The 21970-nt window shown below is 62.4% G+C and carries 24 protein-coding genes and 1 tRNA gene; 23 read left to right on the plus strand and 2 right to left on the minus strand.

The window, feature by feature from the left end:
• Nucleotides 1-19 precede the first annotated feature (19 nt).
• From VF194_RS17005 to VF194_RS17060, 12 genes are all read left to right on the plus strand, one after another.
• Nucleotides 20-1120, plus strand: coding sequence for a branched-chain amino acid ABC transporter substrate-binding protein (locus VF194_RS17005; protein WP_330892384.1), 1101 nt, complete (start codon nt 20-22; stop codon nt 1118-1120).
• Nucleotides 1121-1304: 184 nt separating this feature from the next.
• Nucleotides 1305-1748, plus strand: a complete 444-nt coding sequence (gene rpiB, locus VF194_RS17010; protein WP_330892385.1) for a ribose 5-phosphate isomerase B — start codon at nt 1305-1307, stop codon at nt 1746-1748.
• 29 nt (nt 1749-1777) lie between these two features.
• Nucleotides 1778-3085: a serine hydroxymethyltransferase gene (glyA, locus tag VF194_RS17015; RefSeq protein ID WP_330892386.1), complete on the plus strand. Its 1308-nt coding sequence runs from the start codon at nt 1778-1780 to the stop codon at nt 3083-3085.
• Nucleotides 3086-3119: 34 nt separating this feature from the next.
• On the plus strand, nt 3120-3587 hold the full coding sequence (nrdR, locus tag VF194_RS17020; protein ID WP_330892387.1) for a transcriptional regulator NrdR: 468 nt from the start codon (nt 3120-3122) through the stop codon (nt 3585-3587).
• A complete protein-coding gene (ribD, locus tag VF194_RS17025) occupies nt 3577-4698 on the plus strand; it encodes a bifunctional diaminohydroxyphosphoribosylaminopyrimidine deaminase/5-amino-6-(5-phosphoribosylamino)uracil reductase RibD (protein ID WP_330892546.1) in 1122 nt (373 codons plus the stop codon). The genes nrdR and ribD overlap by 11 nt, the downstream gene beginning before the upstream one ends.
• 10 nt (nt 4699-4708) lie before the next feature.
• Nucleotides 4709-5305, plus strand: a complete 597-nt coding sequence (locus VF194_RS17030; RefSeq protein ID WP_330892388.1) for a riboflavin synthase — start codon at nt 4709-4711, stop codon at nt 5303-5305.
• A complete protein-coding gene (gene ribB, locus VF194_RS17035) occupies nt 5287-6432 on the plus strand; it encodes a 3,4-dihydroxy-2-butanone-4-phosphate synthase (protein ID WP_330892389.1) in 1146 nt (381 codons plus the stop codon). The genes VF194_RS17030 and ribB overlap by 19 nt, the downstream gene beginning before the upstream one ends.
• 2 nt (nt 6433-6434) lie before the next feature.
• A complete protein-coding gene (locus tag VF194_RS17040) occupies nt 6435-6971 on the plus strand; it encodes a 6,7-dimethyl-8-ribityllumazine synthase (RefSeq protein ID WP_330892390.1) in 537 nt (178 codons plus the stop codon).
• Entirely contained in the window at nt 6968-7465 is a 498-nt protein-coding gene (nusB, locus tag VF194_RS17045) for a transcription antitermination factor NusB (RefSeq protein ID WP_330892391.1), read from the plus strand. The genes VF194_RS17040 and nusB overlap by 4 nt, the downstream gene beginning before the upstream one ends.
• Before the next feature lie 6 nt (nt 7466-7471).
• A complete protein-coding gene (gene thiL, locus VF194_RS17050) occupies nt 7472-8482 on the plus strand; it encodes a thiamine-phosphate kinase (RefSeq protein WP_330892392.1) in 1011 nt (336 codons plus the stop codon).
• A gap of 56 nt (nt 8483-8538) precedes the next feature.
• A complete protein-coding gene (locus VF194_RS17055; protein WP_330892393.1) occupies nt 8539-8937 on the plus strand; it encodes a hypothetical protein in 399 nt (132 codons plus the stop codon).
• Between the two features lie 258 nt (nt 8938-9195).
• Entirely contained in the window at nt 9196-11280 is a 2085-nt protein-coding gene (locus VF194_RS17060) for a sodium-translocating pyrophosphatase (RefSeq protein WP_330892394.1), read from the plus strand.
• Nucleotides 11281-11347: 67 nt separating this feature from the next.
• Here the strand turns inward: VF194_RS17060 and cobS are convergent, their stop codons facing one another.
• Nucleotides 11348-12196: an adenosylcobinamide-GDP ribazoletransferase gene (gene cobS / locus VF194_RS17065; protein ID WP_330892395.1), complete on the minus strand. Its 849-nt coding sequence runs from the start codon at nt 12194-12196 to the stop codon at nt 11348-11350.
• Between the two features lie 97 nt (nt 12197-12293).
• Between cobS and cobT the strand changes: the two genes are divergently transcribed.
• Nucleotides 12294-13313 (plus strand): nicotinate-nucleotide--dimethylbenzimidazole phosphoribosyltransferase, encoded by a 1020-nt coding sequence (gene cobT, locus VF194_RS17070; protein WP_330892396.1) that lies wholly within the window; start codon nt 12294-12296, stop codon nt 13311-13313.
• 14 nt (nt 13314-13327) lie between these two features.
• Here cobT and VF194_RS17075 read toward each other — a convergent pair whose 3' ends face one another.
• Nucleotides 13328-13807: an outer membrane protein assembly factor BamE gene (locus VF194_RS17075; protein WP_330892397.1), complete on the minus strand. Its 480-nt coding sequence runs from the start codon at nt 13805-13807 to the stop codon at nt 13328-13330.
• A 153-nt stretch (nt 13808-13960) separates the two neighbouring features.
• Here VF194_RS17075 and VF194_RS17080 point away from each other — a divergent pair, with 153 nt between their 5' ends.
• From VF194_RS17080 to VF194_RS17125, 10 genes are all read left to right on the plus strand, one after another.
• Nucleotides 13961-14467: a ubiquinol-cytochrome C chaperone family protein gene (locus tag VF194_RS17080; protein ID WP_330892398.1), complete on the plus strand. Its 507-nt coding sequence runs from the start codon at nt 13961-13963 to the stop codon at nt 14465-14467.
• Between the two features lie 77 nt (nt 14468-14544).
• On the plus strand, nt 14545-15114 hold the full coding sequence (locus tag VF194_RS17085) for a DUF177 domain-containing protein (RefSeq protein ID WP_330892399.1): 570 nt from the start codon (nt 14545-14547) through the stop codon (nt 15112-15114).
• 114 nt (nt 15115-15228) lie between these two features.
• Entirely contained in the window at nt 15229-15414 is a 186-nt protein-coding gene (gene rpmF / locus VF194_RS17090) for a 50S ribosomal protein L32 (protein WP_330892400.1), read from the plus strand.
• 39 nt (nt 15415-15453) lie between these two features.
• Nucleotides 15454-16563: a phosphate acyltransferase PlsX gene (gene plsX, locus VF194_RS17095; protein ID WP_330892401.1), complete on the plus strand. Its 1110-nt coding sequence runs from the start codon at nt 15454-15456 to the stop codon at nt 16561-16563.
• Complete coding sequence (locus VF194_RS17100) at nt 16560-17531, plus strand: beta-ketoacyl-ACP synthase III (protein WP_330892402.1); 972 nt, start codon at nt 16560-16562, stop codon at nt 17529-17531. The genes plsX and VF194_RS17100 overlap by 4 nt, the downstream gene beginning before the upstream one ends.
• Before the next feature lie 154 nt (nt 17532-17685).
• Entirely contained in the window at nt 17686-18012 is a 327-nt protein-coding gene (locus VF194_RS17105; protein WP_330892403.1) for an integration host factor subunit alpha, read from the plus strand.
• Between the two features lie 44 nt (nt 18013-18056).
• On the plus strand, nt 18057-18581 hold the full coding sequence (locus VF194_RS17110; protein ID WP_330892404.1) for a MerR family transcriptional regulator: 525 nt from the start codon (nt 18057-18059) through the stop codon (nt 18579-18581).
• Between the two features lie 406 nt (nt 18582-18987).
• Nucleotides 18988-19064 (plus strand) — tRNA-Pro (locus tag VF194_RS17115).
• Between the two features lie 450 nt (nt 19065-19514).
• Nucleotides 19515-20963: an MBOAT family O-acyltransferase gene (locus VF194_RS17120; RefSeq protein ID WP_330892405.1), complete on the plus strand. Its 1449-nt coding sequence runs from the start codon at nt 19515-19517 to the stop codon at nt 20961-20963.
• Complete coding sequence (locus VF194_RS17125) at nt 20950-21918, plus strand: hypothetical protein (RefSeq protein WP_330892406.1); 969 nt, start codon at nt 20950-20952, stop codon at nt 21916-21918. The genes VF194_RS17120 and VF194_RS17125 overlap by 14 nt, the downstream gene beginning before the upstream one ends.
• Nucleotides 21919-21970: the final 52 nt, after the last annotated feature.

The raw sequence follows: 21970 nt of genomic DNA on the forward strand, positions 1-21970 counted from the left end.
CAAACAGGGAGATGCAACCATGCGTAACTTGACCACTGGATTGGCCGCATTGGCCGCCGTCGGCCTCTTCGCCGGCACGGCTTCGGCGGACGTAAAGATTGCCATCCATGGCCCGATCACGGGCCAGTACGCCACCTTCGGCGAGCAGATGAAGCGCGGCGCCGAAATGGCGGTCGCCGATCTCAATGCCAAAGGCGGTGTGAACGGCCAGAAGATTCAGTTGATCGTCGGTGACGATGCGTGCGATCCGAAGCAGGCGGTGGCGATCGCGAACCGCGCCGCGCAGGAGAAGGTGGCGGCAGTCATCGGCCACTTCTGCTCGGGCTCCTCGATCCCGGCCTCGGATGTCTACAAGGAAGAGAACATCATCCAGATTTCGCCCGCATCGACCAACCCGACCTTTACGGATCGCGGTTACAAGAACGTCTTCCGCGTCTGCGGCCGCGACGACCAGCAGGGCATCATTGCCGGCGATTACATCCTTGAACATTACAAGGGCAAGAAGGTCGCGATCGTCCACGACAAAAGCGCTTACGCCAAGGGCCTCGCCGACGAGACCAAGAAGCGTATCAACGGAAAAGGCATGAAGGAGGCCATGTACGAGGCCATCAACCCGGGTGAGAAGGATTACTCGGCGCTGGTCTCGAAGATGAAGGCGGCTGGCATCGACCTGATCTACTTCAGCGGCTATCACACCGAAGCCGGCCTGATCATCCGCCAGGCCCGCGAACAGGGTCTGATGGCCAAGATGATGGGTGGCGACGCCTATGTGACGCAGGAATTCTGGTCGATCGCCGGTCCGGCTGGCAACGGCACCCTGATGACCTTCTCGCCGGATCCGCGCAAGAACGATGTCGCCAAGCCGGTTGTTGCCAAGTTCAAGGCGCAGGGCTTCGAGCCGGAAGGCTATACGCTGTACACCTATGCCGCCGTCCAGGCTTGGGCGCAGGCTGCCACGCAGGCTAAGTCGTTCAAGACCTCGGCCGTCGAGAAGGCCCTGCATGAAGGCAAGTTCCAGACGGTCATGAAGGAGATCTCCTTTGACAAGAAGGGGGACGTGACGGCCCCGGGCTATGTCATCTATGTCTGGAAGGACGGCTCCTACGATTATCTGAACTGATCGGCCGCTGACCGGCTGATTTGGGAGGCCCGGCGGAATAACCGCCGGGCCTTTTCTTTTGATCGGCGTGCCTTATTTGTTCCTGCCGGCTGCAGTTGCCCCTCATGCTTTTGCTTGTTGCTAGGGTTGGCACCAGGCACCGGATATTGTAGGGTCCGCGCGATCTTCCCCGAGGTATTTACCGATGACCAAGCCCACGGTCGCCCTTGCCGCCGATCATGCGGGTTTCGAGTTGAAAGACCTGCTGCGCGATGAACTGAAATCGGCGGGATATCCCATCCTTGACCTGGGGACCAACAGTTCACAAAGCGTGGATTACCCCGATTTCGGCCGCAAGCTCGCCGAGGCCGTAGCGAACGGCGAAGCAGCCCTTGGAGTGGTCGTCTGCGGGACGGGCATTGGCATTTCGATCGCCGCCAACCGCGTTCCTGGCTGCCGTGCCGCACTTTGCCACGATACCACCACAGCCCGTCTCGCGCGTCAGCATAACGACGCCAACGTTCTCGCCCTCGGCGCCCGAACCACGGGGGTGGAAACCGCCAAGGACTGCCTCAAGACCTTTTTGGAGACCGCCTTTGAGGGCGGCCGCCATGCCCGCCGTGTCGCCAAGCTTGGCGCCCCGGCGTAACCCCTGACGCCCAGCTCGGAGTGATCGCGATGTCCAGTACAGCAGCAAAGCCCACCGTCACCCATTCCGGGTTCTTCGAGCGCAGCCTGGCCGAGGCGGACCCGGAAATCTATGCTGCCGTCACCAGTGAGTTGGACCGTCAGCAGAATCAGATCGAACTGATTGCGTCGGAGAACATCGTTAGCCGCGCCGTGCTGGAGGCGCAGGGCTCGGTGCTGACCAACAAGTATGCCGAAGGTTATCCCGGCAAGCGCTACTATAACGGCTGCGAATTCGTCGATGTCGCCGAGACCCTGGCGATTGAGCGCGCCAAGAAATTGTTTTCCTGCGGTTTTGCCAATGTGCAGCCGCATTCCGGTGCGCAGGCAAATCAGGCGGTCTTCATGGCGGTGCTGAAGCCCGGCGATACATTCATGGGGCTAGACCTTGCTGCCGGCGGCCATCTCACTCACGGCTCGCCTGCCAACCAGTCGGGCAAGTGGTTCAATGTCGTGCCATACACGGTGCGGAAGGACGATCACCGCATCGATATGGATCAGGTCGCCAAGCTGGCAGAGCAGCATAAGCCGAAGCTGATCATCGCCGGCGGATCGGCCTATCCGCGTTTCTGGGATTTTGCCAGATTCCGCGAGATCGCCGACAGCGTCGGTGCCATTTTCATGGTCGATATGGCCCATTTCGCCGGGCTCGTCGCTGGCGGCACGCATCCCAGCCCGTTCCCGCATGCCCATGTGGCGACCACGACGACGCACAAGACCTTGCGCGGTCCGCGTGGCGGCATGGTGCTGACCAATGACGAAGCGCTGGCCAAGAAGATCAACTCCGCGGTCTTTCCGGGCCTGCAGGGCGGGCCGCTGATGCATGTCATCGCCGGCAAGGCGGTCGCTTTCGGCGAGGCTTTGACGCCGGAATTCCGCTCCTACGCCCAGGCGATCGTCGACAATGCCAAAGCCATGGCCGCGGCATTGCAGGAGCGGGGCTATGATCTGGTATCCGGCGGCACCGACAATCACCTCATGCTCGTCGATCTGCGTTCGAAGGGCCTGAAAGGCAATGTCTGCGTCGAGAGCCTGGAGCGGGCCCGGATCACGACCAACAAGAATGGCGTTCCCTTCGACACGGAGAAGCCAACCGTTACCTCTGGTGTCCGGCTGGGAAGCCCGGCGGGTACGACGCGCGGCTTCGGTGTCGCCGAATTCAACCAGATCGGCGGTTTGATCGCCGATGTGCTGGATGGCCTGGCCAAGAAGACCAACGACAATTCCGATGTCGAACGGGCGGTAGCGGAGAAGGTGAGCGCATTGTGCCGCCGCTTTCCCATCTACCCGCGCGCTTGACCGCGACAAGACTCTAGGCGGGGGAAACTGAGCGATGCGTTGTCCGTTCTGCGGCAATGACGACACACAGGTCAAGGATTCACGGCCGACCGAGGACAACTCGGCCATCCGGCGGCGGCGCTACTGTCCGAATTGCGGCGCGCGTTTCACGACGTTCGAGCGGATTCAATTGCGCGAGCTGACCGTGGTGAAGAAGAACGGCTTGAAGGTGCCGTTCGACCGGGACAAGCTGGCGCGCTCGATCATGATCGCCACGCGCAAGCGGCCGATCGATCCGGAACGCATCGAGCGGCTGATCAACGGTATCGTCCGGCGGCTGGAAAGCTCGGGTGAAAGCGAAATCAAGTCCGATATGATCGGCGAGCTGGTGATGGACGGTCTGGCGGCCTTGGATAAGGTTGCCTATGTCAGGTTCGCCTCCGTCTACCGGAATTTCCGCGAAGCCAAGGATTTCGAGGAATTCATCGGATCCTTGAGCGGTGCCGGCGCGGATGACGACTAGCCTTGCCCTCGCCAGCCGCGATGAGCGCTTTATGCGTATCGCGCTCGGGCTGGCTGCGCGCGGGCTGGGCAGTACATGGCCGAACCCGGCCGTCGGCTGCGTCGTCGTCAAGGAGGATCGGATCGTCGGGCGCGGCTGGACGCAGATCGGCGGGCGGCCGCATGCCGAAACCGAAGCCCTGAGACAGGCCGGGCCGCTGGCGCGTGGAGCAACGGCATACGTCACTCTCGAGCCCTGCAGCCACCATGGCCGGACCCCGCCCTGCGCTGAGGCCCTGGCGGCGGCAGGCATTGCTCGCTGTGTCGTCGCGCTGGAGGATCCCGACCCCCGCGTGTCCGGCAGGGGTATGGCCCTGCTGCGCGAGGCCGGCATCGCCGTCGAAGAAGGATGCCTGGATTTTGCGGCTGCCGAGCTGAATGCGGGTTTTCTGACGAACCGGCAACTCGGCCGCCCGGCAGTCACCCTGAAACTGGCGGTCAGCCTGGACGGGCGGATCGGCACACATGGCGGCGACAGCAAGTGGATCACCAATCCGCTCTCCCGCATGCGGGCGCACCTGCTGCGTGCGCAGACCGACGCCGTCATGGTCGGCAGCAATACCGCGATGCAGGATGATCCGGAACTGACCTGCCGTCTGCCCGGCCTGCCGAAGCGGCCTCCCGTGCGGGTCGTCATGGACGGGCGCCTGCGATTGAATCTTACCGCCAGGGTGGTTGCCACGGCGCGGAACATACCGACCTGGGTGATCACCCGGGAGGATGTCGATAGCCGCCGCCGGCAGGCATTCCTGGATTGCGGCGTGGATGTCATTGCGGTCTGCCCGGATGAGGCGGGCTATCCCGATCTGCGACTAGCCCTTGAGGAGCTGGCCGTTCGCGGTATTACGCGGATAATGGTCGAAGGCGGCGGCCGTCTGGCGGCCAGCCTGATCCGCGCCGACCTCGTGGATCGGATGATTTGGTTCCGCTCTGCCAGCGTCATCGGCGGGGACGGGCTGCCATCCGTGGCCGCTTTCGGGATAGATGCCGTTGCGGAAGCACCCCGTTGGCGGCGCATCCGCAGCGATATTCTGGACGACGACCTGCTGGAAACCTTCGTTCGCGCCCCTTAGAAATAGACCCATGTTCACCGGCATCATTACCGACATTGGAACCGTCGCCGCGCGGGAAGCGCATGGCGACACCCGCTTCCGTATCCGCACGGCCTATGACATGGACAGTGTCGCCATCGGCGCCTCTATCGCCTGTTCCGGAGTCTGCCTGACGGTGGTGCAGAAGGGTGAAGACTGGTTTGCCGTCGATGTCTCGGCCGAGACACTGTCGCGGACCACTTTGGGAAACTGGACCGATGGCTCGCCGGTCAATCTCGAGCGCAGCCTCAAGGTCGGTGATGAGTTGGGAGGCCATATCGTTTCCGGTCATGTCGATGGCGTGGCCGAGGTCGTCAATGTGACGACAGAGGGCGATTCCCTGCGCGTGCGGTTTCGTGCCCCCAAGGCCCTGGCCGGCTTCATCGCGGAAAAAGGCTCGGTTGCCATCGACGGGGTCTCGCTGACGGTCAACGATGTGCAGGACGTGACGTTCGGCGTCAATCTGATCCCGCATACCCAACAGGTAACGACGCTTGGCCGTCTGACGGCAGGAGCCCAGGTCAATATGGAAATCGATGCGCTCGCGCGCTATGTGGCCCGCCTGCAGCAATGGGGCAAGACAGCGTGAGCGCACTGGACGACATCAAGCGATATATCGCGTCGGCGGAAGAGATCATCGAGGAAGCCCGCCGGGGCCGGATGGTCATCCTTGTGGATGAAGAAGATCGCGAGAACGAGGGCGATCTATATGTCCCAGCGCAGCATGCCAGTGCCGAGGCCGTCAATTTCATGGCCAGATACGGCCGGGGTCTGATCTGCCTGGCGATGACCCGCGAACGCATCGAGCAGCTCGGGCTGCCGCTGATGGCGCAGCATAATGCGTCCCGCCACCAGACGGCCTTTACCGTTTCCATCGAGGCGAGAGAAGGCGTCACCACAGGCATTTCGGCCGCCGACCGGGCCCGCACCATTGCCGTAGCGATCGATCCGACGAAGGGCCCCCAGGACATCGCCGTGCCGGGGCATGTGTTTCCCCTAATGGCCAGGGATGGCGGTACGCTGGTACGCGCCGGCCATACCGAAGCGGCGGTCGATATCGCGCGGCTGGCCGGTTGCAATCCCTCGGGCGTGATCTGCGAGATCATGAACGACGACGGCACCATGGCCCGTCTGCCGGACCTGGTGAAATTCGCCCAGTTCCACAATCTCAAGATCGGCACCATCGTCGATCTGATTGGCTATCGCCGGCGCAACGACAACCTGGTCCAGCGAGTGGTAGAGGGCGAGATCGACAGCGTCTGGGGCGGCAAATTCCGCATGATCGTCTATCGCAACCGGGTCGAGTATGCCGAGCATATCGCGCTGGTGAAGGGCGATGTGGCGGACGGCAGGCCGGTGATGGTGCGCATGCACGCCCTGAACGTGCTGGAGGACGTCTTGGGCGACCATGGCGGCCGGTCGGGCGTGCTGCATGGCGCCATGCGCATGATTGGCGAGGCCGAACGGGGGGTTGTGGTGCTGATTCGCGAGCCACGGGCAACCGCCCTGTCGGACCGGGTGCGGCAGAAGATCGGGGAGCCGGTTGAAAATCCAGCGCAACTCCGGGATTATGGCATCGGGGCGCAGATCCTCGTCGACCTGGGGGTGAAGGATATGATCGTGCTGTCGAATGTGCAGCGTACAATCGTTGGCTTGGAAGGCTATGGCCTGACCGTGGTGGAGACCCGGCCTATCGAGGTCCGTAGGGAGATCTGACCATGGTTTCGCGCGCGCGGAAGCCGGCCGCCAAGAAGTCGGCGAAGAAGACCTTTTCCACCCGGAAATCACAGGTCAAGGGGGGGCTCGTTATCGACACGCGCCGCCCTAGAGTTCTGATCGTGGAAGCCAGGTTCTACGAGGATATCGCGGATGCCCTGTTTGAAGGCGCCAAGGCGGTGATCGAAGCATCTGATTTCGATTACGACCGCATCGACGTGCCCGGTGCGCTTGAACTGCCGGCGGCGATCCGGTTTGCCATGAACCGCAAAGGCGAACGCGCCTATGATGGTTATGTCGCACTGGGTTGCGTCATCCGCGGCGAGACCTCGCATTATGATGTCGTGGTAAACGAGAGCGCGCGCGGCTTGCAGCAACTTGCGCTTGAGCATCAGTTGGCCATCGGCAACGGCATCATCACCGTCGAGAATGAAGAGCAGGCTTGGGATCGGGCACGCAAGGACCGTCAGGACAAGGGCGGCAATGCGGCTCTGGCCTGTGTCGCGATGATCGGCCTGAAGCAGTTGTTTTCCGCATGAGTGAAGGAGGGCAGCGCCGCAACTTCCGGCCGGCTGGGCGCCGATCTGTCGCGCGGCTGTTTGCGGTGCAGGCCCTGTATGAGATCGAGTTCGGCGGCGGGGCAGCCGATGCCGTGATCGCCGATTTTCGCGCCAACCGGCAGAATGAAGAGGTGGAAGGGGCGCAACTGCGCGAGGCCGACACCGATTGGTTTGCCGAGGTGGTCAGAGGCGTTGCCAAGCGGCAGGCCGAACTCGACGAGGCGATCAAGGCGGCGATGCCCCGCTCGGATGCGCTGGAGCGCATGGAGGCCATTCTCCGCTATATCCTGCGATGCGCCGCTTACGAGATTATCGCCCGCGTCGACGTTCCTATCGGCACCATCATTGATGAATATGTCGGTATCGTGCGGGCGTTTTTTGGGCCGCGCGAAATAAAGCTGGCAAACGGCGTGATCGATGCCGTGGCGCGCAAGCTGCGTCCCGGCGAATTTCCGCCGTCCACGGCCCATTGAATCATTATGGCCGGGCGCGGCAGCCTCGGCGAGTTCGAGCTCATCGCGCGGTATCTGGCGCCATTGGCGGCTGATGCGCCGGGGGCCTTCGGCCTTGAGGACGACGCAGCGGTCATCGCCGCCCCGGCGGATAGCGATCTTGTCGTCACCACCGACGCGATGGTCGAGGGCATTCATTTCCTGAAGACAGATGGCGCCGGTCGGATTGCGCGGAAGCTCTTGCGGGTCAATCTTTCCGATCTCGCCGCGAAGGGCGCGGAGCCGATCGGATACCAGCTCGTGCTCGGGCTGCCGGCGCCGGTGGACGAGGCCTGGCTGGCGGATTTTGCCGCCGGATTGGCGCAGGATCAGCAGGAGTTCGCTTTCCCCCTCTACGGCGGAGACACGATCCGTAGTCCCTCGGGACTGATGCTGGCCGTGACGGCCTTCGGGCATGTCCAGAAAGGAGGCGTGCTGCAAAGAAGCGGCGGCCAGGCCGGTGACGACCTTTATGTCACCGGTACGATCGGCGATGCCGCTCTTGGCCTCGAGGTAAAGCTGAAACGCCGGCCGGTTCCGGCCGCTGCGGCGGCAGCTTTCGATGCGCGGCTGCATCTGCCGACGCCGCGCCTTGCCGTTGGCCGCGCCCTTCGCGGGACAGCGCATGCCGCGATGGATGTCTCCGACGGTCTGGTGCAGGATGCGGGGCATATCGCTTCCGCTTCGGGGTTGCGTGTTGTCATCGACGCCTCGCTGGTTCCTTTCTCGGATGCTGCACGCCCGCTTGTCGCTCAAGATACGGGGCTGCTCGACGTCATGCTGGGAGGCGGCGACGACTATGAGCTGTTGTTCTCTGCCTCGCCTCGAAATGCAGCCAGCATTCGGCAGATCGCGATGGCCACCGGTGTAGCGATTACGCGTATCGGGCGGCTGGAAGCGGGCAGTGGCGTACTGGTCGAGACGGCTGACGGTCGCCCGATAACTGTCGGTCGCGCCGGCTTTCAGCATTTTGGTGGGGGTGGCGCATGCGGAGAATGAGGCTCCTTGTCATCGGCCTCCTGGTACTGATTACGCTGGGAGGTGGCGGGTTCGCCGTGTACCGCCTGGTCTTCGCGCCGAAGGCGGAGCAGGGAGCGGTTGATCCCGATGATCCGCCGCCGCCAACGCCGATAAAGCGGCCTGCCTTTGTCCCCCTGGACCCCTTCAGCGTCTATATCCAGCCGGAGGGGCAGAAACCGCGCGAGATTCTGCTGGTGCTCAATCTCGAGGTGCCGCCGGACAATGTCCCGCAGGTCAATGCGAAACTGCACCTTCTACGAGACCGCTACATTCGCGAGCTGCTGAAGGAGGATCCTTACCCGGTGCCGGCGCGCTTCACGGCGAAGGATCTCTATTTCATCCGCGAGAAGCTCAAAGGACCGACCGACGAGGTCTTGGGCAAAGGGATCGTGACGCAAATCCTGCTTCTCAATATTGTTGGACAGTTGCATTAGGTAGAATTGGCCTGTTCTCCGGTGAGCCCGAGCCGGCCGGGACGGCCCTCTGGCCGATACCCGGCAGCGCCGCCTGACTTGGCTACATAACCCTCGGAAAACCAAGTCTTATTGCGCCGCACCGGGTTCTCTGGCATAACCCACGAGGTCGCCCACGCGAATCGCTGGGCCAAGAAATAAGAGTCGCGTATCCCCGTTCGGCGTCCTGTGATGAACGGGCGAGTCTCGGTCGATCATTAAATTGAAGGGAAGACGCTCATGACTGAGTTGTGGTTCGCCATTGCCTGTGGGGTGTTGGCGTTATTGTACGGCCTCTGGACCTCGCGGTCCGTTCTCGCGGAGGCGGCCGGTAACCAGCGTATGCAGGAAATCGCGGCGGCGGTCCAGGAAGGCGCATCCGCTTATCTGAACCGTCAGTACCGCACCATCGGCATGGTCGGCGTGGTTGTCGCCATCATCATTGGCGTTACGCTCGGCTTAAAGGTCGCGATCGGCTTCTTGATCGGCGCCGTGCTGTCCGGCTCGGCGGGCTACATCGGCATGAACATCTCGGTCCGCGCCAATGTGCGGACGGCGGAAGGCGCGCGTAAGGGCCTTGAGCATGCGTTGAACATCGCGTTCAAGGCGGGTGCCGTTACCGGCCTTCTGGTGGTCGGCCTCGCGCTGCTGGGCGTTGCGATCTACTACGTCGTCCTGACCAGCATGGGCGTTGGCGGCCGCGAACTGACCGATGCACTGGTCGCGCTCGGTTTCGGCTCCTCGCTGATCTCGATTTTCGCCCGTCTGGGCGGCGGCATCTTCACCAAGGGCGCCGATGTCGGCGCGGACCTGGTCGGCAAGGTGGAAGCCGGTATCCCGGAAGACGATCCGCGCAATCCGGCGGTGATCGCCGACAACGTCGGCGACAATGTCGGTGACTGCGCCGGTATGGCAGCCGACTTGTTCGAAACCTATGCGGTGACGATCGTGGCGACCATGGTTCTGGCCTCGATCTATTTCGCCGCCGATGCCGCCGTGGTGGCTCGTTTCATGGCTTACCCGCTGGTCATCGCCGGCACCTGCATCATCACCTCGGTGATCGGTACCTTCTTCGTCCGCCTCGGCAGCAGCCAGAACATCATGGGCGCGCTGTACAAGGGCTTGATCGTTACCGGTATCCTGTCCGCCGTTGCCCTTTGGCCGATTACGTCCTGGGTGCTGGGCGGAATGGATGCGCAGTTCACGGCTGGCGCCAAGAGCTTCACCGCGCAGAGCCTGTTCTGGTGCGGCATCGTCGGCCTGCTGGTGACGGCCTTCATCGTCTGGGCGACGGAGTATTACACCGGCACCAATTTCCGGCCGGTGAAGAGCGTGGCCCAGGCCTCGACCACGGGTCACGGCACGAACGTGATCCAGGGTCTTGCCGTTTCGATGGAAGCGACGGCCTTGCCGGCGCTGTTCATCGTTGCCGGCATTGTGGTCACCTACATGCTGGCCGGCCTGCTCGGGATCGCCATCGCGGTCACCACCATGCTGGCGCTTGCCGGCATCATCGTGGCGCTCGATGCTTACGGCCCGGTGACCGACAACGCCGGCGGTATCGCCGAAATGTCCGATCTGCCGAAGGACGTCCGCAAGACGACCGATGCGCTTGACGCGGTCGGCAACACCACGAAGGCCGTCACCAAGGGTTATGCCATCGGCTCGGCGGGCTTCGGTTCCCTGGTGCTGTTCGCCGCTTACACGGAGGATCTGAAGTACTTCTTCAAGGACATCACGATCGATTTCTCCTTGAGCAATCCTTACGTCGTCGTCGGTCTGCTGCTCGGTGGCCTGCTGCCGTACCTCTTCGGCGCGATGGGCATGACCGCCGTCGGTCGTGCTGCCGGCTCGGTGGTCGTCGAAGTGCGGCGCCAGTTCAAGGAAATCGCCGGCATCATGGAAGGCAAGGCCAAGCCCGATTACTCCAAGGCGGTGGACCTGCTGACCAAGGCAGCGATCAAGGAAATGGTCGTGCCGAGCCTGTTGCCGGTGCTGTCGCCGATCGTGGTGTATTTCGTCATCACCGCCATCGCCGGTCAGGCGGCTGCCTTTGCCGCAGTGGGCGCCATGCTGCTCGGTGTTATCGTCACCGGCCTGTTCGTCGCCATTTCCATGACGGCTGGCGGCGGTGCCTGGGATAACGCCAAGAAGTACATTGAGGAAGGCCACCACGGCGGCAAGGGCTCTGATGCCCATAAAGCAGCGGTGACTGGCGATACGGTCGGTGATCCGTACAAGGACACTGCTGGTCCGGCAGTGAATCCGCTGATCAAGATCACCAATATCGTTGCGCTGCTGCTGCTGGCCGTGCTGTCGCACTGAGCAGAGAGCGATTTGAAACGAAGGGCCGGGCAAAACCCGGCCCTTTTTATGCCCGGATAATGTCCAGTTAAATCGCGATTGTCGTGGCGCTGATTGCCAGCAAGATGGCGATTTCCACGATCTGTTGCGTGGCGCCCAGGACATCTCCGGTATGGCCGCCGATCTGCCATTTGGCCAGCACCGCCATGAGCAACGCTGCGATGGCCACGCAGCCGATACTGATCATCCAGTTGGGCGCAGGCAGCAGGAGGAAGGCTGCCAGCGCCGCAATCGCGATGCAAATGGCAAGGGAAGGCAGTGGCACCCTGCCGCTGGACGCGGCAAGGCCGTCGGTACGTGCGGGAGGCAAGGCGTACCAGACGATCGCCATGGCCGCGCGCGAGAGTGCGCTGGCGGCAATCAGAGTAATGACGACGGCGCTGGCCTGGCTGATGGACTGATCGTAGTCGTCCGAGGTCGAAATCAGGCTGTTGGCAAGTTCGCTGATCGTCGTGAACCGCAGACCAAGCGCGAGAATGAGCGCGAGCACGCCATAGGTACCGATGCGGCTGTCTCGCATGATGGCCAATTTGCGCTCTCGATCGGTGCCGCCGCCGAAGCCATCCGCGGTATCGGCCAGGCCATCCTCGTGCAGCCCGCCGGTCAGAACGATTTGTGTCACGATGGCGAGCAGGGTGGCACTGTCGACCCCGATCCCGAGCTGGTTCGTGAGCAGGAAGACGAGCCCACTACCGAGGCCGATCACGACGCCCACCAGAGGAAAGGCCCACACCGCGCGTCCGGTAAGCTCCGGGCGGCCCGGTTTGCCCGGCAGCGGAAGACGCGTCAGCAGCCGGAAAGCCCGTGGAATATCAGTCGGCCAGGCCGCAGCTGCCGCGGAGGGCTGATTGTCTTGATCTTGTTCAGGTTCTGACATTTCGATGCATTGCGGTCGGAAGAGGGCTGCCTTATAGCACGCTCTCTACGGCGGACGAAGCAAGGCGGATAGCCATCGGAAGGGGGCTGCATTGCGGATGGAATTTCAAAGCTATGCCGAGATTCATGCCAGGGTTAAGGCCCTGCCGGCCGCCGACCGGCTTGCCGAAGCCGCAGCCCGCGCACGCGATGCGGAATTGACGAAACCGGCAGGCTCCCTGGCCCGGCTCGAGCAATGTGTCTTTCATCTCGCAGGTTGGCAGGGCCGGCCCAAACCGCGGCTCGACAAGGTGCATATTCTGATATTCGCCGGTAATCACGGGATCGCCGCGCGAGGCGTTTCCGCTTTTCCGGCCGAGGTCACCGCGCAGATGGTTGCCAATTTCGAGCGTGGCGGCGCGGCGATCAACCAGTTGGCCAAGCTGCATGGCGCCGCCTTGTCTGTTACCGCCCTTGATCTGGATCGGCCGACCCGGGACTTTACGCTCACAGCAGCCATGACCGAAGAGGAATGCCTGGCCGCCATCAATGCAGGTGCGGCTGCCGTGCCCGAACGGAGCGATCTCGTAATCGTCGGCGAGATGGGGATCGGCAACACCACCGTGGCGGCGGCCATCGCAGCGGCACTCTTTGGCGGTGGCGTTGCTGAATGGGTCGGCGCCGGAACCGGCGTTGCCGGTGCTGCGCTGACCAGCAAACTGTCTGCGGTCGAGGTCGGTATAGCCCGTCATGCCGGCGCGCTGGACGATCCCTTGGCTATTCTGCAGGCATTGGGTGGCCGGGAGCTGGCTGCCATATTCGGGGCAGTTCTGGCGGCCCGCCTGCGCTCGATCTCGGTTTTGCTGGATGGCTTTGTCACCGCCGCTGCCGCTGCGGTACTGGCGAGATTGGCGCCCGGAGGATTGGATCATTGCCTGACCGGACATGTGTCCGCCGAGCGGGGACATCGCCGGCTGCTCGATCGGCTAGGCCAGCAGCCGCTGCTGGATCTCGGTATGCGATTGGGTGAAGGCTCCGGGGCCGCGGTCGCCCTTGGCTTGCTCAAGGCGGCAGTTGCCTGCCATGACGGCATGTCGACATTCGCCGAAGCGAGCGTGAGCAACCGAAACGGTAATTAATTGGGGCAATCCGATCAGGGAGGGGCGCCGGGATTGCCAACCGCGCCCGTAGCGTTGCTGTTGAAGCGTCCCAGATTGCCGAAGAGCTGTTCGAGGACCGTCATCTCTCTGCCACGGGTCGGCGTCTCACGATCCACGAAGGCGACCTGCTTGCCATCCTTCAGACCGTAGCGTTTGATCTCCTTGACCTTCTCATCCTTGTCGAAAGAGATCGCCACGACCTGCTGGTCGAGCAATTCCGGCGCCAAGAATGCTACGGTCTCGGTCTCGCTGGAGATGTAATAGAACGTGGTGCCCCATTCCGGGAAGGTGGACGTGGTCGACGGAGAGCCGAGCAGCGCAGCCACCTGAGGCTGTGTGGTCTGACCGACGACGATCTGCTTAAGCTTGTCTTCATCGATGCTGACGCCGCGAAAATCCTCGCGCGGCGCACAGGCAGCGATTAGCGAAAGCAGTAAAATGGCAAAAACCTTCCCGGTTTTGCTGGTCGGCATGACGGATGACTCGCTGTTATCGGGGCGGCATATTATCTTTTCCGCCGCCGAAGGGCAAACCAGCCACAAAGAACTTTCGCCATCCCACTTTGGAATCAAATGCTTAAAAGAGTTTTCAGTTTTCTCGCTCCCAAACTGCCCTCCGAGCAGGCCGTGGCGCTTTACAGCGCCATCGTTACGCAGGCCCGCCGGCCCGAATTCTACCGGGACTTTGCCGTGCCGGATACCCTGGACGGCCGTTTCGACATGATTGTGCTGCACACGATCCTGACCTTGCGGCGGCTGGGGCGAATCGGCGAGCAGGGACGGGCGCTCAGCCAGACTTTGTTCGATCTGCTCTTCGCGGATATGGACAGCAGCTTGCGTGAAATCGGCGTGGGCGATCTCAGCGTTGGAAAAAAGGTGAAGGCCATGGCTCAAGCCTTCTATGGCCGGGCCGACGCCTACGAGGCCGGCCTGAACAGCCCAGCCGCGGATGCCGCGCTGACCGGCGCCTTGGCCCGGAATCTGTACGGCACTGCTTCTGCGCCCCCTGATCCAGCCCTGGCTGGCATGGCCACCTATATGCGGCAGGTCGATACCAACCTGGCAGCCCAGGAAGACGAGTATCTTTTGGCCGGAAAACTGGTTTTTCCGGCCCCTCCGAGCCTGCTCCGCTGAGTTTCCCTGGCGGTTGACCGGAGGGTGGCTTGCCCCTATGTTCCGCCGCCTTGGCGGCGGGGTCCGGAGGATTGGTCATGCCGAAGGACGCATCGGGTAACGAATTCAGTCATCTGATACAGGTCGACCGGATCGGGCCGGAAGGCACCTTGGTCCAGTTGACGGCCAGCGCTGCCGAGCGCGAGAGCCTGGCCAAGCGGCTGCAGATTCCCGCAGTATTGGGGGTATCGGCCCAAATCCGGGTGGTTCCGGACCCGGCCCTGAAGGGGCAATACCTGCTGCGGGGCTCGTTCGAAGCAGAAGTCGAGCAGACCTGCGTCATCACCTTGGAGCCGGTACGGCAGCGGATCAGGGAGGACGTCGAGCAGCGTTTCGCGCCAGCCGAGCTAATTGGCGAGCCGGCGCAACTGGAGCGGGATGAGGCCGAATGGCTTGATCCCGAGGCGGAGGATCCGCCGGATCCGCTGGTTAACGGCGGGATCGATGTCAGCGAGGTGGTAACTGAGGCTTTGGCCCTGGCTTTGGATCCCTATCCGCGAAAGCCGGGGGCGGAGCTGCCGGAGCAGTATCGTTCTGGCGCCGAATCTGGCGCTGCGGTCAGCCCTTTTGCGGCGCTGGCGAAGCTGAGGACGATTAAAAAGGATTGAGGCGAAAGCCCTTGGTCCCCGGGCGCGCCAAGAGTATATAGGCGGGGCTTTCTAAGCCGAGGCGGTTGCCTGGTCCAGCGCACCGCCTCGCTTGCATTGTGAGAGAGATGTGTCATGGCTGTTCCGAAGAAGAAGAAGTCGAAGTCCAAGCGCGATATGGGCCGCTCGCATGAGGCGCTGAAGGGCAGCGCCTATGTGGAATGCTCCAATTGCGGCGAGCTGAAGCGGCCGCATCATGTGTGTGGCGCCTGCGGCCATTATGACGGCCGTGAGGTGGTGGCGAAGTCCGCTGCTGCTTAAGTCTTTTCCGGCGATGTTTGAGCGGGTGAGGGCAACGGGGTGACCGCGGCCTTGACCATCGCGCTCGATGCCATGGGCGGGGACCATGCCCCCGACATGGTGATCAAGGGCGCCGCGGCCGTACTCCCGCGTTTTCCGCAGACGAAGTTCCTTTTGTTCGGCGATGCCGGGCAGATCGAGCCTTTGCTGCGGCGTTCTCCCGCGTTGAACGGACATTACGAACTCCGCCACACGGCGGAGAAGGTGCTGAGCGACGATAAGCCGAGCCAGGCGCTCCGCCGCGGCCGCAATTCGAGCATGCGCCTGGCGATCGATGCCGTCGTCAATGGCGAAGCGCAGGCCATTGTCTCCGCCGGCAATACCGGTGCGCTTATGGCGATGGCCAAGTTCGTGCTGCGCACGCTCCCGGGCATCGAGCGGCCGGCGATTGCATCCTTCTTCCCGACGCTCAAGGGCGAGACGGTTCTGCTCGATCTCGGCGCCAATGTCGAATGCGATGCCAAGAACCTTGTGCAGTTCGCCGTCATGGGCGCCAACCTGGCGCATTCGGCCCTGGGCCGGCATCGCCCGCGCGTCGGTTTGCTCAATGTCGGGGTCGAAGAAGTCAAGGGTCACGACGAGGTCAAGGCTGCTGCTGAGGTCCTGCGGTCTGTCGAGAATCCGCCTTTCGAATTTGTCGGCTTCGTCGAAGGCAACGACATTACCATGGGCGATACCGACGTCATCGTCACCGACGGCTTCACCGGCAATGTCGCACTGAAGACGGCGGAAGGTACGGCGAAGCTGATGGCCGAGTTGCTGCGCGCCTCCTTCAAGCGCTCGATCTTCACCAAGATCGGCTATCTTTTCGCCAGCGCCGGCCTGACCATGCTGAAGGACCGCATGGATCCGCGCTTTTACAATGGCGGCGTGCTGCTCGGTCTGAACGGCATCACGGTGAAAAGCCATGGCGGCACCGATGATGTCGGTTTCGCCGCCGCGCTGGAGGTGGCCATAGACATGGCGCAGGACCGGCTGATCGATCGCATCAAGGCGGATTTCTCAGGCGCCTTTGCCGATTCCCTGGCGTCCCGCCCGGCCGTCGTCGAAACGGCCCCGGAAGCCAATCAGTCCGAAGAAAAACAGAATGTCAGTGCGAGGATGTCATGATTCGGTCAGTCGTCGTCGGTTGCGGCAGTTATCTGCCTGAACGCGTGCTGACCAATGCCGATCTAGCCAAGCTGGTCGACACCTCGGACGAATGGATCGTCGAGCGCACGGGCATCCGTCAGCGTCATATCGCCGCCGAAGGCGAACAAACCTCCGATCTGGCGCTGCATGCCGCGAAAGCGGCGCTCGCCAATGCAAAGCTCTCGGCCGATGAGATCGATCTGATCGTTCTGGCCACCGCGACGCCGGATGAAACCTTTCCCGCCACGGCTTGTCGCGTGCAGGCCGGACTTGGCATGACCCGTGGCTTCGCTTTCGACGTTCAGGCCGTCTGTTCGGGCTTCGTCTATGCCCTGGCCACCGCCGACAATTTCATCAAGGCCGGCCAGGCCAAAACTGCCCTGGTGATCGGCGCCGAGACGTTTTCGCGCATCATCGACTGGACCGACCGCACCACCTGCGTGCTGTTTGCCGATGGCGCCGGCGCGCTGGTATTGAAAGCGGAAGAGGGAGCTGGCAGCATCAACGACCGCGGCGTGCTGACGACGCATCTGCATTCCGATGGCCGCTACCATGACCTGCTCTATGTCGATGGCGGCCCCTCCAGCACGCAGACGACGGGCAACCTGCGCATGCTCGGCAGGGAGGTTTTCCGTCATGCTGTCGTCAATCTCGCCGATGTGGTGAAGGAGACGCTTGCCGCCGTGGGCATGCAGGCGACCGACATCGACTGGCTGGTGCCGCACCAGGCCAACAAGCGCATCATCGATGGCACCGCCCGCAAGCTGGGTTTGAGCACCGACCAGGTGGTGCTGACGGTGGAACGCCATGGCAATACCTCCGCGGCCTCGGTGCCGCTGGCTCTGGCCGAAGCCGCCGCGGACGGCCGGATCAAGCGGGGCGACGTGGTTCTGCTCGAAGCCATGGGCGGCGGTTTTACCTGGGGCAGTGCCCTCATCCGCTGGTGATGCGGCTGGTTGCCCCGCCAACCTCGTTTCCCGGTAGAATTTCCGCCCGTAAACTCCCAATTTGAGAGGCTGATTCGGCGAACGTCGTATTGACGCTTGCCCGGGCTTAAGTTAGCGTCACACCAATAAAATTTGACATAAGGGGGTGGTGGCGATGACCGGTAACACCTTGACGCGGGCGCAACTTAGCGAGGCGATCTACCAAGAGGTCGGCCTCTCGCGCAGCGAGTCCGCGCAACTGGTCGAGACTGTGCTGAACGAGATCATCGAGAGCCTGATCGCCGATCACATGGTCAAGATCTCGTCCTTCGGCACCTTCCAGGTCCGCTCGAAAGGCGGGCGGATGGGCCGCAATCCCAAGACCGGCCAGGAAGTGCCGATCGATCCGCGCAAGGTGCTGGTATTCCGCGCCAGCCACGTCTTGAAGGAAAAGATCAACGCCGGGATGCATGCGGTTCAGCAGGGCAAGCCGGCCAGCTGAAACGGCCCAGCAGCAATGGGGCCAGAGCGAAGATGACAGGAGCGATGGTAGAGCGAATCGCCGAACGCAATCGGAGAAATACCAGCAGAGCCAGCGGCAAGAGCACGGACGCAAAAACCGCCCGGGCCAAGACCGAAACCGCCTTCCGTACCATTGGCGAGGTCGCGGAGCAGCTGAATCTCCCGCAGCATGTCCTGCGTTTCTGGGAGAAGAAATTTCATCAGATTCGTCCGGTCAAACGCAGCGGCGGACGCCGTTATTATCGCGCCGAGGATATTGCGCTGCTGGTCGAGATTCGCGGCCTGCTGCACGATCAAGGCTACACCATCCGCGGCGTGCAGAAGCTGCTGCGCGAGGGCGGTCTGGCCAAGGCGGTGAAGGCACGGGCCAAGGCCGAGCCGAAGGCCGCGATGGAAAAGCCGGCAGCAGCGAAGGCGGCCGATACCCGCCAGATCGGCATGCCGTTTGAGCTGCTCAACGACATGGGCCAGATGAAGCAGGCGATGAAGAATTGCCTGAAGGATCTGGAGGCGATCCACGCCGACATCGTCGCGCGTCAGATGCGCTAGAAGCGGTGGCTTTCCGGGGCTCTTTTCCGCCTGCCTGTTCAACGACAACAGCGTTCAGTTGAAAGCCGGCTAAAGCCGGTTCGTTTGCGGCGCAGTCCGAGCCGGCGCGGCATGGCGCCAATGAAAATGCGTTAGCTGCCAATGCAAGCGAGAAATGCCGCCCGCGCGCTCGCGGCTTGCCCGCGGCCGTATTCGCGACGCTCGAGCGGTAAGAAAGTTGGAACAATATATGAACATGTTTTCAGGCGTGAAGCGGCTGATTGCCGCCCTAGGCTCGCCCGTGCGGCAGAGATCAATAACGATTCAGCAGGTTGCCTTGGTTGCAGAATGACGGCCGGCGTGGCTATAGTGCGGCCCCGCCCGAAGCCCGCCGCCAGCTTATCCGGCCGCCGGTTCCGGGCCCGGTCGGAGCGTAGCGCAGCCTGGTAGCGCATCAGTCTGGGGGACTGGGGGTCGTGGGTTCAAATCCCGCCGCTCCGACCATTTATCCCGAATCCACCGTCCTTTTTCCAAACGCGCTCAGGCCATCCGGTCAGACCGGCCTTAGGTGGCCTCTGGCGCTTTCCCGTCCCATACCATGCGATGGTATGCGGAGCCCGCCAAGCGACCAGCCGCCACGGTATGGTCACTGGCAGGGTCGAGTTCATCCTCTCATTATCGTCGTGGATGCGTCTGCTCTGCGGGTTGCGAAGAAAACGCACTGCGAGGGGAAGTCCGGCCAATTCGATAACGTTCAGCAGTGGGGCAGCGACTGATGAAAATCCTCATCACCAGCGCATTCTATGATTCATATCCCCCGAAATCCCGGCATCACCATGGCAGCGTGCATTCTAAGGCAGAGGGTCCGAGGGATTCGGGCACTGCGCCGCCCTGAGGCGGTTCTTTCGCACCGACCAGGTCCACACACTCCCCTGGCCCAAAAGGATGCCGCCCGTGACCGAACTTCAGCCCGTCGCCACAAGTGACAAGACGTCCGCCATCACCAGTCCGGCCATCGGCTTCGACATCGACGATGCGGCTGCCGCACCGGTCCCAGGCTTAGGCAGTCTCGCCAGCAAGGTGGCCGTTATCGGCCTGTCGCTGGGCACCATCATCTGGCTGGTCGGCGATATCGCCGTGGTTCCGTTTCTGCTGGGGGTCGCGATCGGCACCTATCTTGCCATCGCAATCGCCGACCGGTTGATCAGAACTGAGAGCTGGCGCATTGCCGCCGCCATCCTGTTCGCCAGCGGGTTATTCAGCACGCTATTGGCCCTTAACGTAGCGGGCATCGTCGGCAACCTGACCGGCAATCCGCACAGCGAGTCGTTGCGCAATCAGTGGGCCGTGACGATCGGTATCGGCTTTTATACGCTGCAGATCATCGGTGTCGCCATCGACGTGATGCGGCGCAAAATCGGCCTGCCGCCGTTGCTCGACTACGTCTTCTATATTCTCTATCTGCCGAAATTCCTGTCTGGGCCGATCGAGCAGGCGACCTTCCTGAACAAGGTGCGCGGCTATCGTCTGCGTTATGTCGACGCCAATTTTGCCACCGGCCTGCCCTGGCTGGTGCTGGGCGCGTTCATGAAATTCGGTGTTGCCGATTCCGTCAGCCGGCTGGTCGATATCGATTACGTACGGCCGCTGGGCCTGGTCATCATCACCGCCATGTTCGAGATGCGCGTCTATTTCGATTGGGCGGGATACAGCTTGATGGCCTATGGTGCGGCGTGGTGCTTCGGTCTTCCCGTCATGCTCAATTTCGCGCAGCCGCTGTTTGCCCATAACCCGCAGAGGCTTTGGCGCCGGTGGCATATCAGCCTGGGGCGCTGGTTCCATGAATATCTCTACGAGCCGCTGCGCAAAGGGATTCCAAATCCGGTCCTGTTTTCCTTCCTGGCGCCGGTCGCAGTCTTCACCATTTCCGCGTCCTGGCATGGCGCTTCGTTCAATTTCCTGCTCTGGGGCACGTTCCATGCCAGTGCCTATCTCCTTTTCGTCAAGCTGCTGTGTCGCATACGGGCGCCACGCGCGCTCGGCGTCATCGGTTTCATCCTTCTTCTGCTGATGGGGCGCCTGTTGTTCATGGACGACGACATGACGCGATTGTTGACCAAGCTCGCCAATTTGAGTTCCGCAGCCGCGTGGGATGCCGATCTTTCGCTGGCATCCATTCGTCGGTTCCTCGAGCATGTCCGCGCCATGCCGCAAACCAAGGTCGGCGTTGCAGGTGTGCTGGTCGCTGCCTGCGTGATAGCGGTGGAATGGCAGAACGAGCGGCGCCATCACGGCAAGCCATATTATCTGCTGACGCGTCCGGCGGTGACCATTCTGCTGGCAACCGCCACTTTGCTGCTCGCCTGTGCAACCGATGTGGGATTCGTCTATGCGCGCTTCTAACCCAGGTTTGTTGCTGCTGCTGACACTGGCTTTGCTGTGGGCTGTTGGCGGCTATGTCTTCTATCGGCTGGATCGGTGGCATGACGAACGGGACTATCGCCTGCTGGCAGACTTGGCCGCCTATAAGGGCGAACTGGCTAAAAGCACCCCAAGCCCCCGTATCGTCATTGCCGGCGGATCGAATGCGTATTACGGGATCGATGCGAGGCAGCTCGAACGTCGACTCGGCGTTCCGACCGTCAACGTGGCGCTGCCGTTTGGCGCGCATCATTATCGCATCAACCTCGACCTCCTGAGTGAACTGGTGCGGGCAGGGGATACGATCGTCTATGCCTCGGCCAATTTCTGGCAGGGCGAAATCGGCGTCCGGCGACGCGCCATCGGCTTCGATTCCTACCTGGTGAAGATCGACTACCCGGATTACGACCGCCAGTTCAAAGGCGACATCCTGCATTGGCAGGCTTTGCCGCACCGGAATTCGCTGCTGCTGTCGATCGTGGATGTTCTGAAAGCAGAGAAGGGCCGCTCCTGGATTGTCGATACCGATGATCATGGCGATTTCACCGGTTGCGTTCCGCCGCCCGTATTGTCGCCGCAGCGTTTCGAGGGGGACCTGCCAAATGCGAAGCTGGCCAAGGCGCTGCTCGACGCTGCCGCCCGGTTGCGGCAGAAGGGCGTGCAGTTGCTGGTCCATATGCCATGGCTTTTCATATCCGAGCATGACCGCGAGCGCTGGATGCACTTCCGCGACCAGTTCATCCGCCAGTACGAGCCGGCCATTCCAGTCCTGGCTGCGGAACCGTCGCGCATCCTGCGCAGCAAGCGCAGCGACTTCTGCGATTCTCCGCTGCATCCCTCGCGCGAGGCCACAAAGCTGCGGACCGAAGACCTGGTAACGGCCCTGAAACCATACCTGCGCGACCGCGTCGCGGCCTCCGCGAACGGAGCCCTTTGACCAGTCCCGTTTTACATGGGCAACCCGGGCTGGTTCACATCGGTTCAGGCTC

Origin of the sequence: Ferrovibrio sp. (assembly GCF_036381655.1) — a bacterium.
Taxonomy (GTDB): domain Bacteria; phylum Pseudomonadota; class Alphaproteobacteria; order Ferrovibrionales; family Ferrovibrionaceae; genus Ferrovibrio.

Coding starts and splice junctions, on each gene's coding strand:
- VF194_RS17005 (WP_330892384.1), top strand. CDS start 20: ATGCGTAACTTGACCACTGGATTGGCCGCATTGGCCGCCGTCGGCCTC.
- rpiB (WP_330892385.1), top strand. CDS start 1,305: ATGACCAAGCCCACGGTCGCCCTTGCCGCCGATCATGCGGGTTTCGAG.
- glyA (WP_330892386.1), top strand. CDS start 1,778: ATGTCCAGTACAGCAGCAAAGCCCACCGTCACCCATTCCGGGTTCTTC.
- nrdR (WP_330892387.1), top strand. CDS start 3,120: ATGCGTTGTCCGTTCTGCGGCAATGACGACACACAGGTCAAGGATTCA.
- ribD (WP_330892546.1), top strand. CDS start 3,577: ATGACGACTAGCCTTGCCCTCGCCAGCCGCGATGAGCGCTTTATGCGT.
- VF194_RS17030 (WP_330892388.1), top strand. CDS start 4,709: ATGTTCACCGGCATCATTACCGACATTGGAACCGTCGCCGCGCGGGAA.
- ribB (WP_330892389.1), top strand. CDS start 5,287: ATGGGGCAAGACAGCGTGAGCGCACTGGACGACATCAAGCGATATATC.
- VF194_RS17040 (WP_330892390.1), top strand. CDS start 6,435: ATGGTTTCGCGCGCGCGGAAGCCGGCCGCCAAGAAGTCGGCGAAGAAG.
- nusB (WP_330892391.1), top strand. CDS start 6,968: ATGAGTGAAGGAGGGCAGCGCCGCAACTTCCGGCCGGCTGGGCGCCGA.
- thiL (WP_330892392.1), top strand. CDS start 7,472: ATGGCCGGGCGCGGCAGCCTCGGCGAGTTCGAGCTCATCGCGCGGTAT.
- VF194_RS17060 (WP_330892394.1), top strand. CDS start 9,196: ATGACTGAGTTGTGGTTCGCCATTGCCTGTGGGGTGTTGGCGTTATTG.
- cobS (WP_330892395.1), bottom strand. CDS start 12,196: ATGTCAGAACCTGAACAAGATCAAGACAATCAGCCCTCCGCGGCAGCT.
- cobT (WP_330892396.1), top strand. CDS start 12,294: ATGGAATTTCAAAGCTATGCCGAGATTCATGCCAGGGTTAAGGCCCTG.
- VF194_RS17075 (WP_330892397.1), bottom strand. CDS start 13,807: ATGCCGACCAGCAAAACCGGGAAGGTTTTTGCCATTTTACTGCTTTCG.
- VF194_RS17085 (WP_330892399.1), top strand. CDS start 14,545: ATGCCGAAGGACGCATCGGGTAACGAATTCAGTCATCTGATACAGGTC.
- rpmF (WP_330892400.1), top strand. CDS start 15,229: ATGGCTGTTCCGAAGAAGAAGAAGTCGAAGTCCAAGCGCGATATGGGC.
- VF194_RS17100 (WP_330892402.1), top strand. CDS start 16,560: ATGATTCGGTCAGTCGTCGTCGGTTGCGGCAGTTATCTGCCTGAACGC.
- VF194_RS17105 (WP_330892403.1), top strand. CDS start 17,686: ATGACCGGTAACACCTTGACGCGGGCGCAACTTAGCGAGGCGATCTAC.
- VF194_RS17110 (WP_330892404.1), top strand. CDS start 18,057: ATGGTAGAGCGAATCGCCGAACGCAATCGGAGAAATACCAGCAGAGCC.
- VF194_RS17125 (WP_330892406.1), top strand. CDS start 20,950: ATGCGCGCTTCTAACCCAGGTTTGTTGCTGCTGCTGACACTGGCTTTG.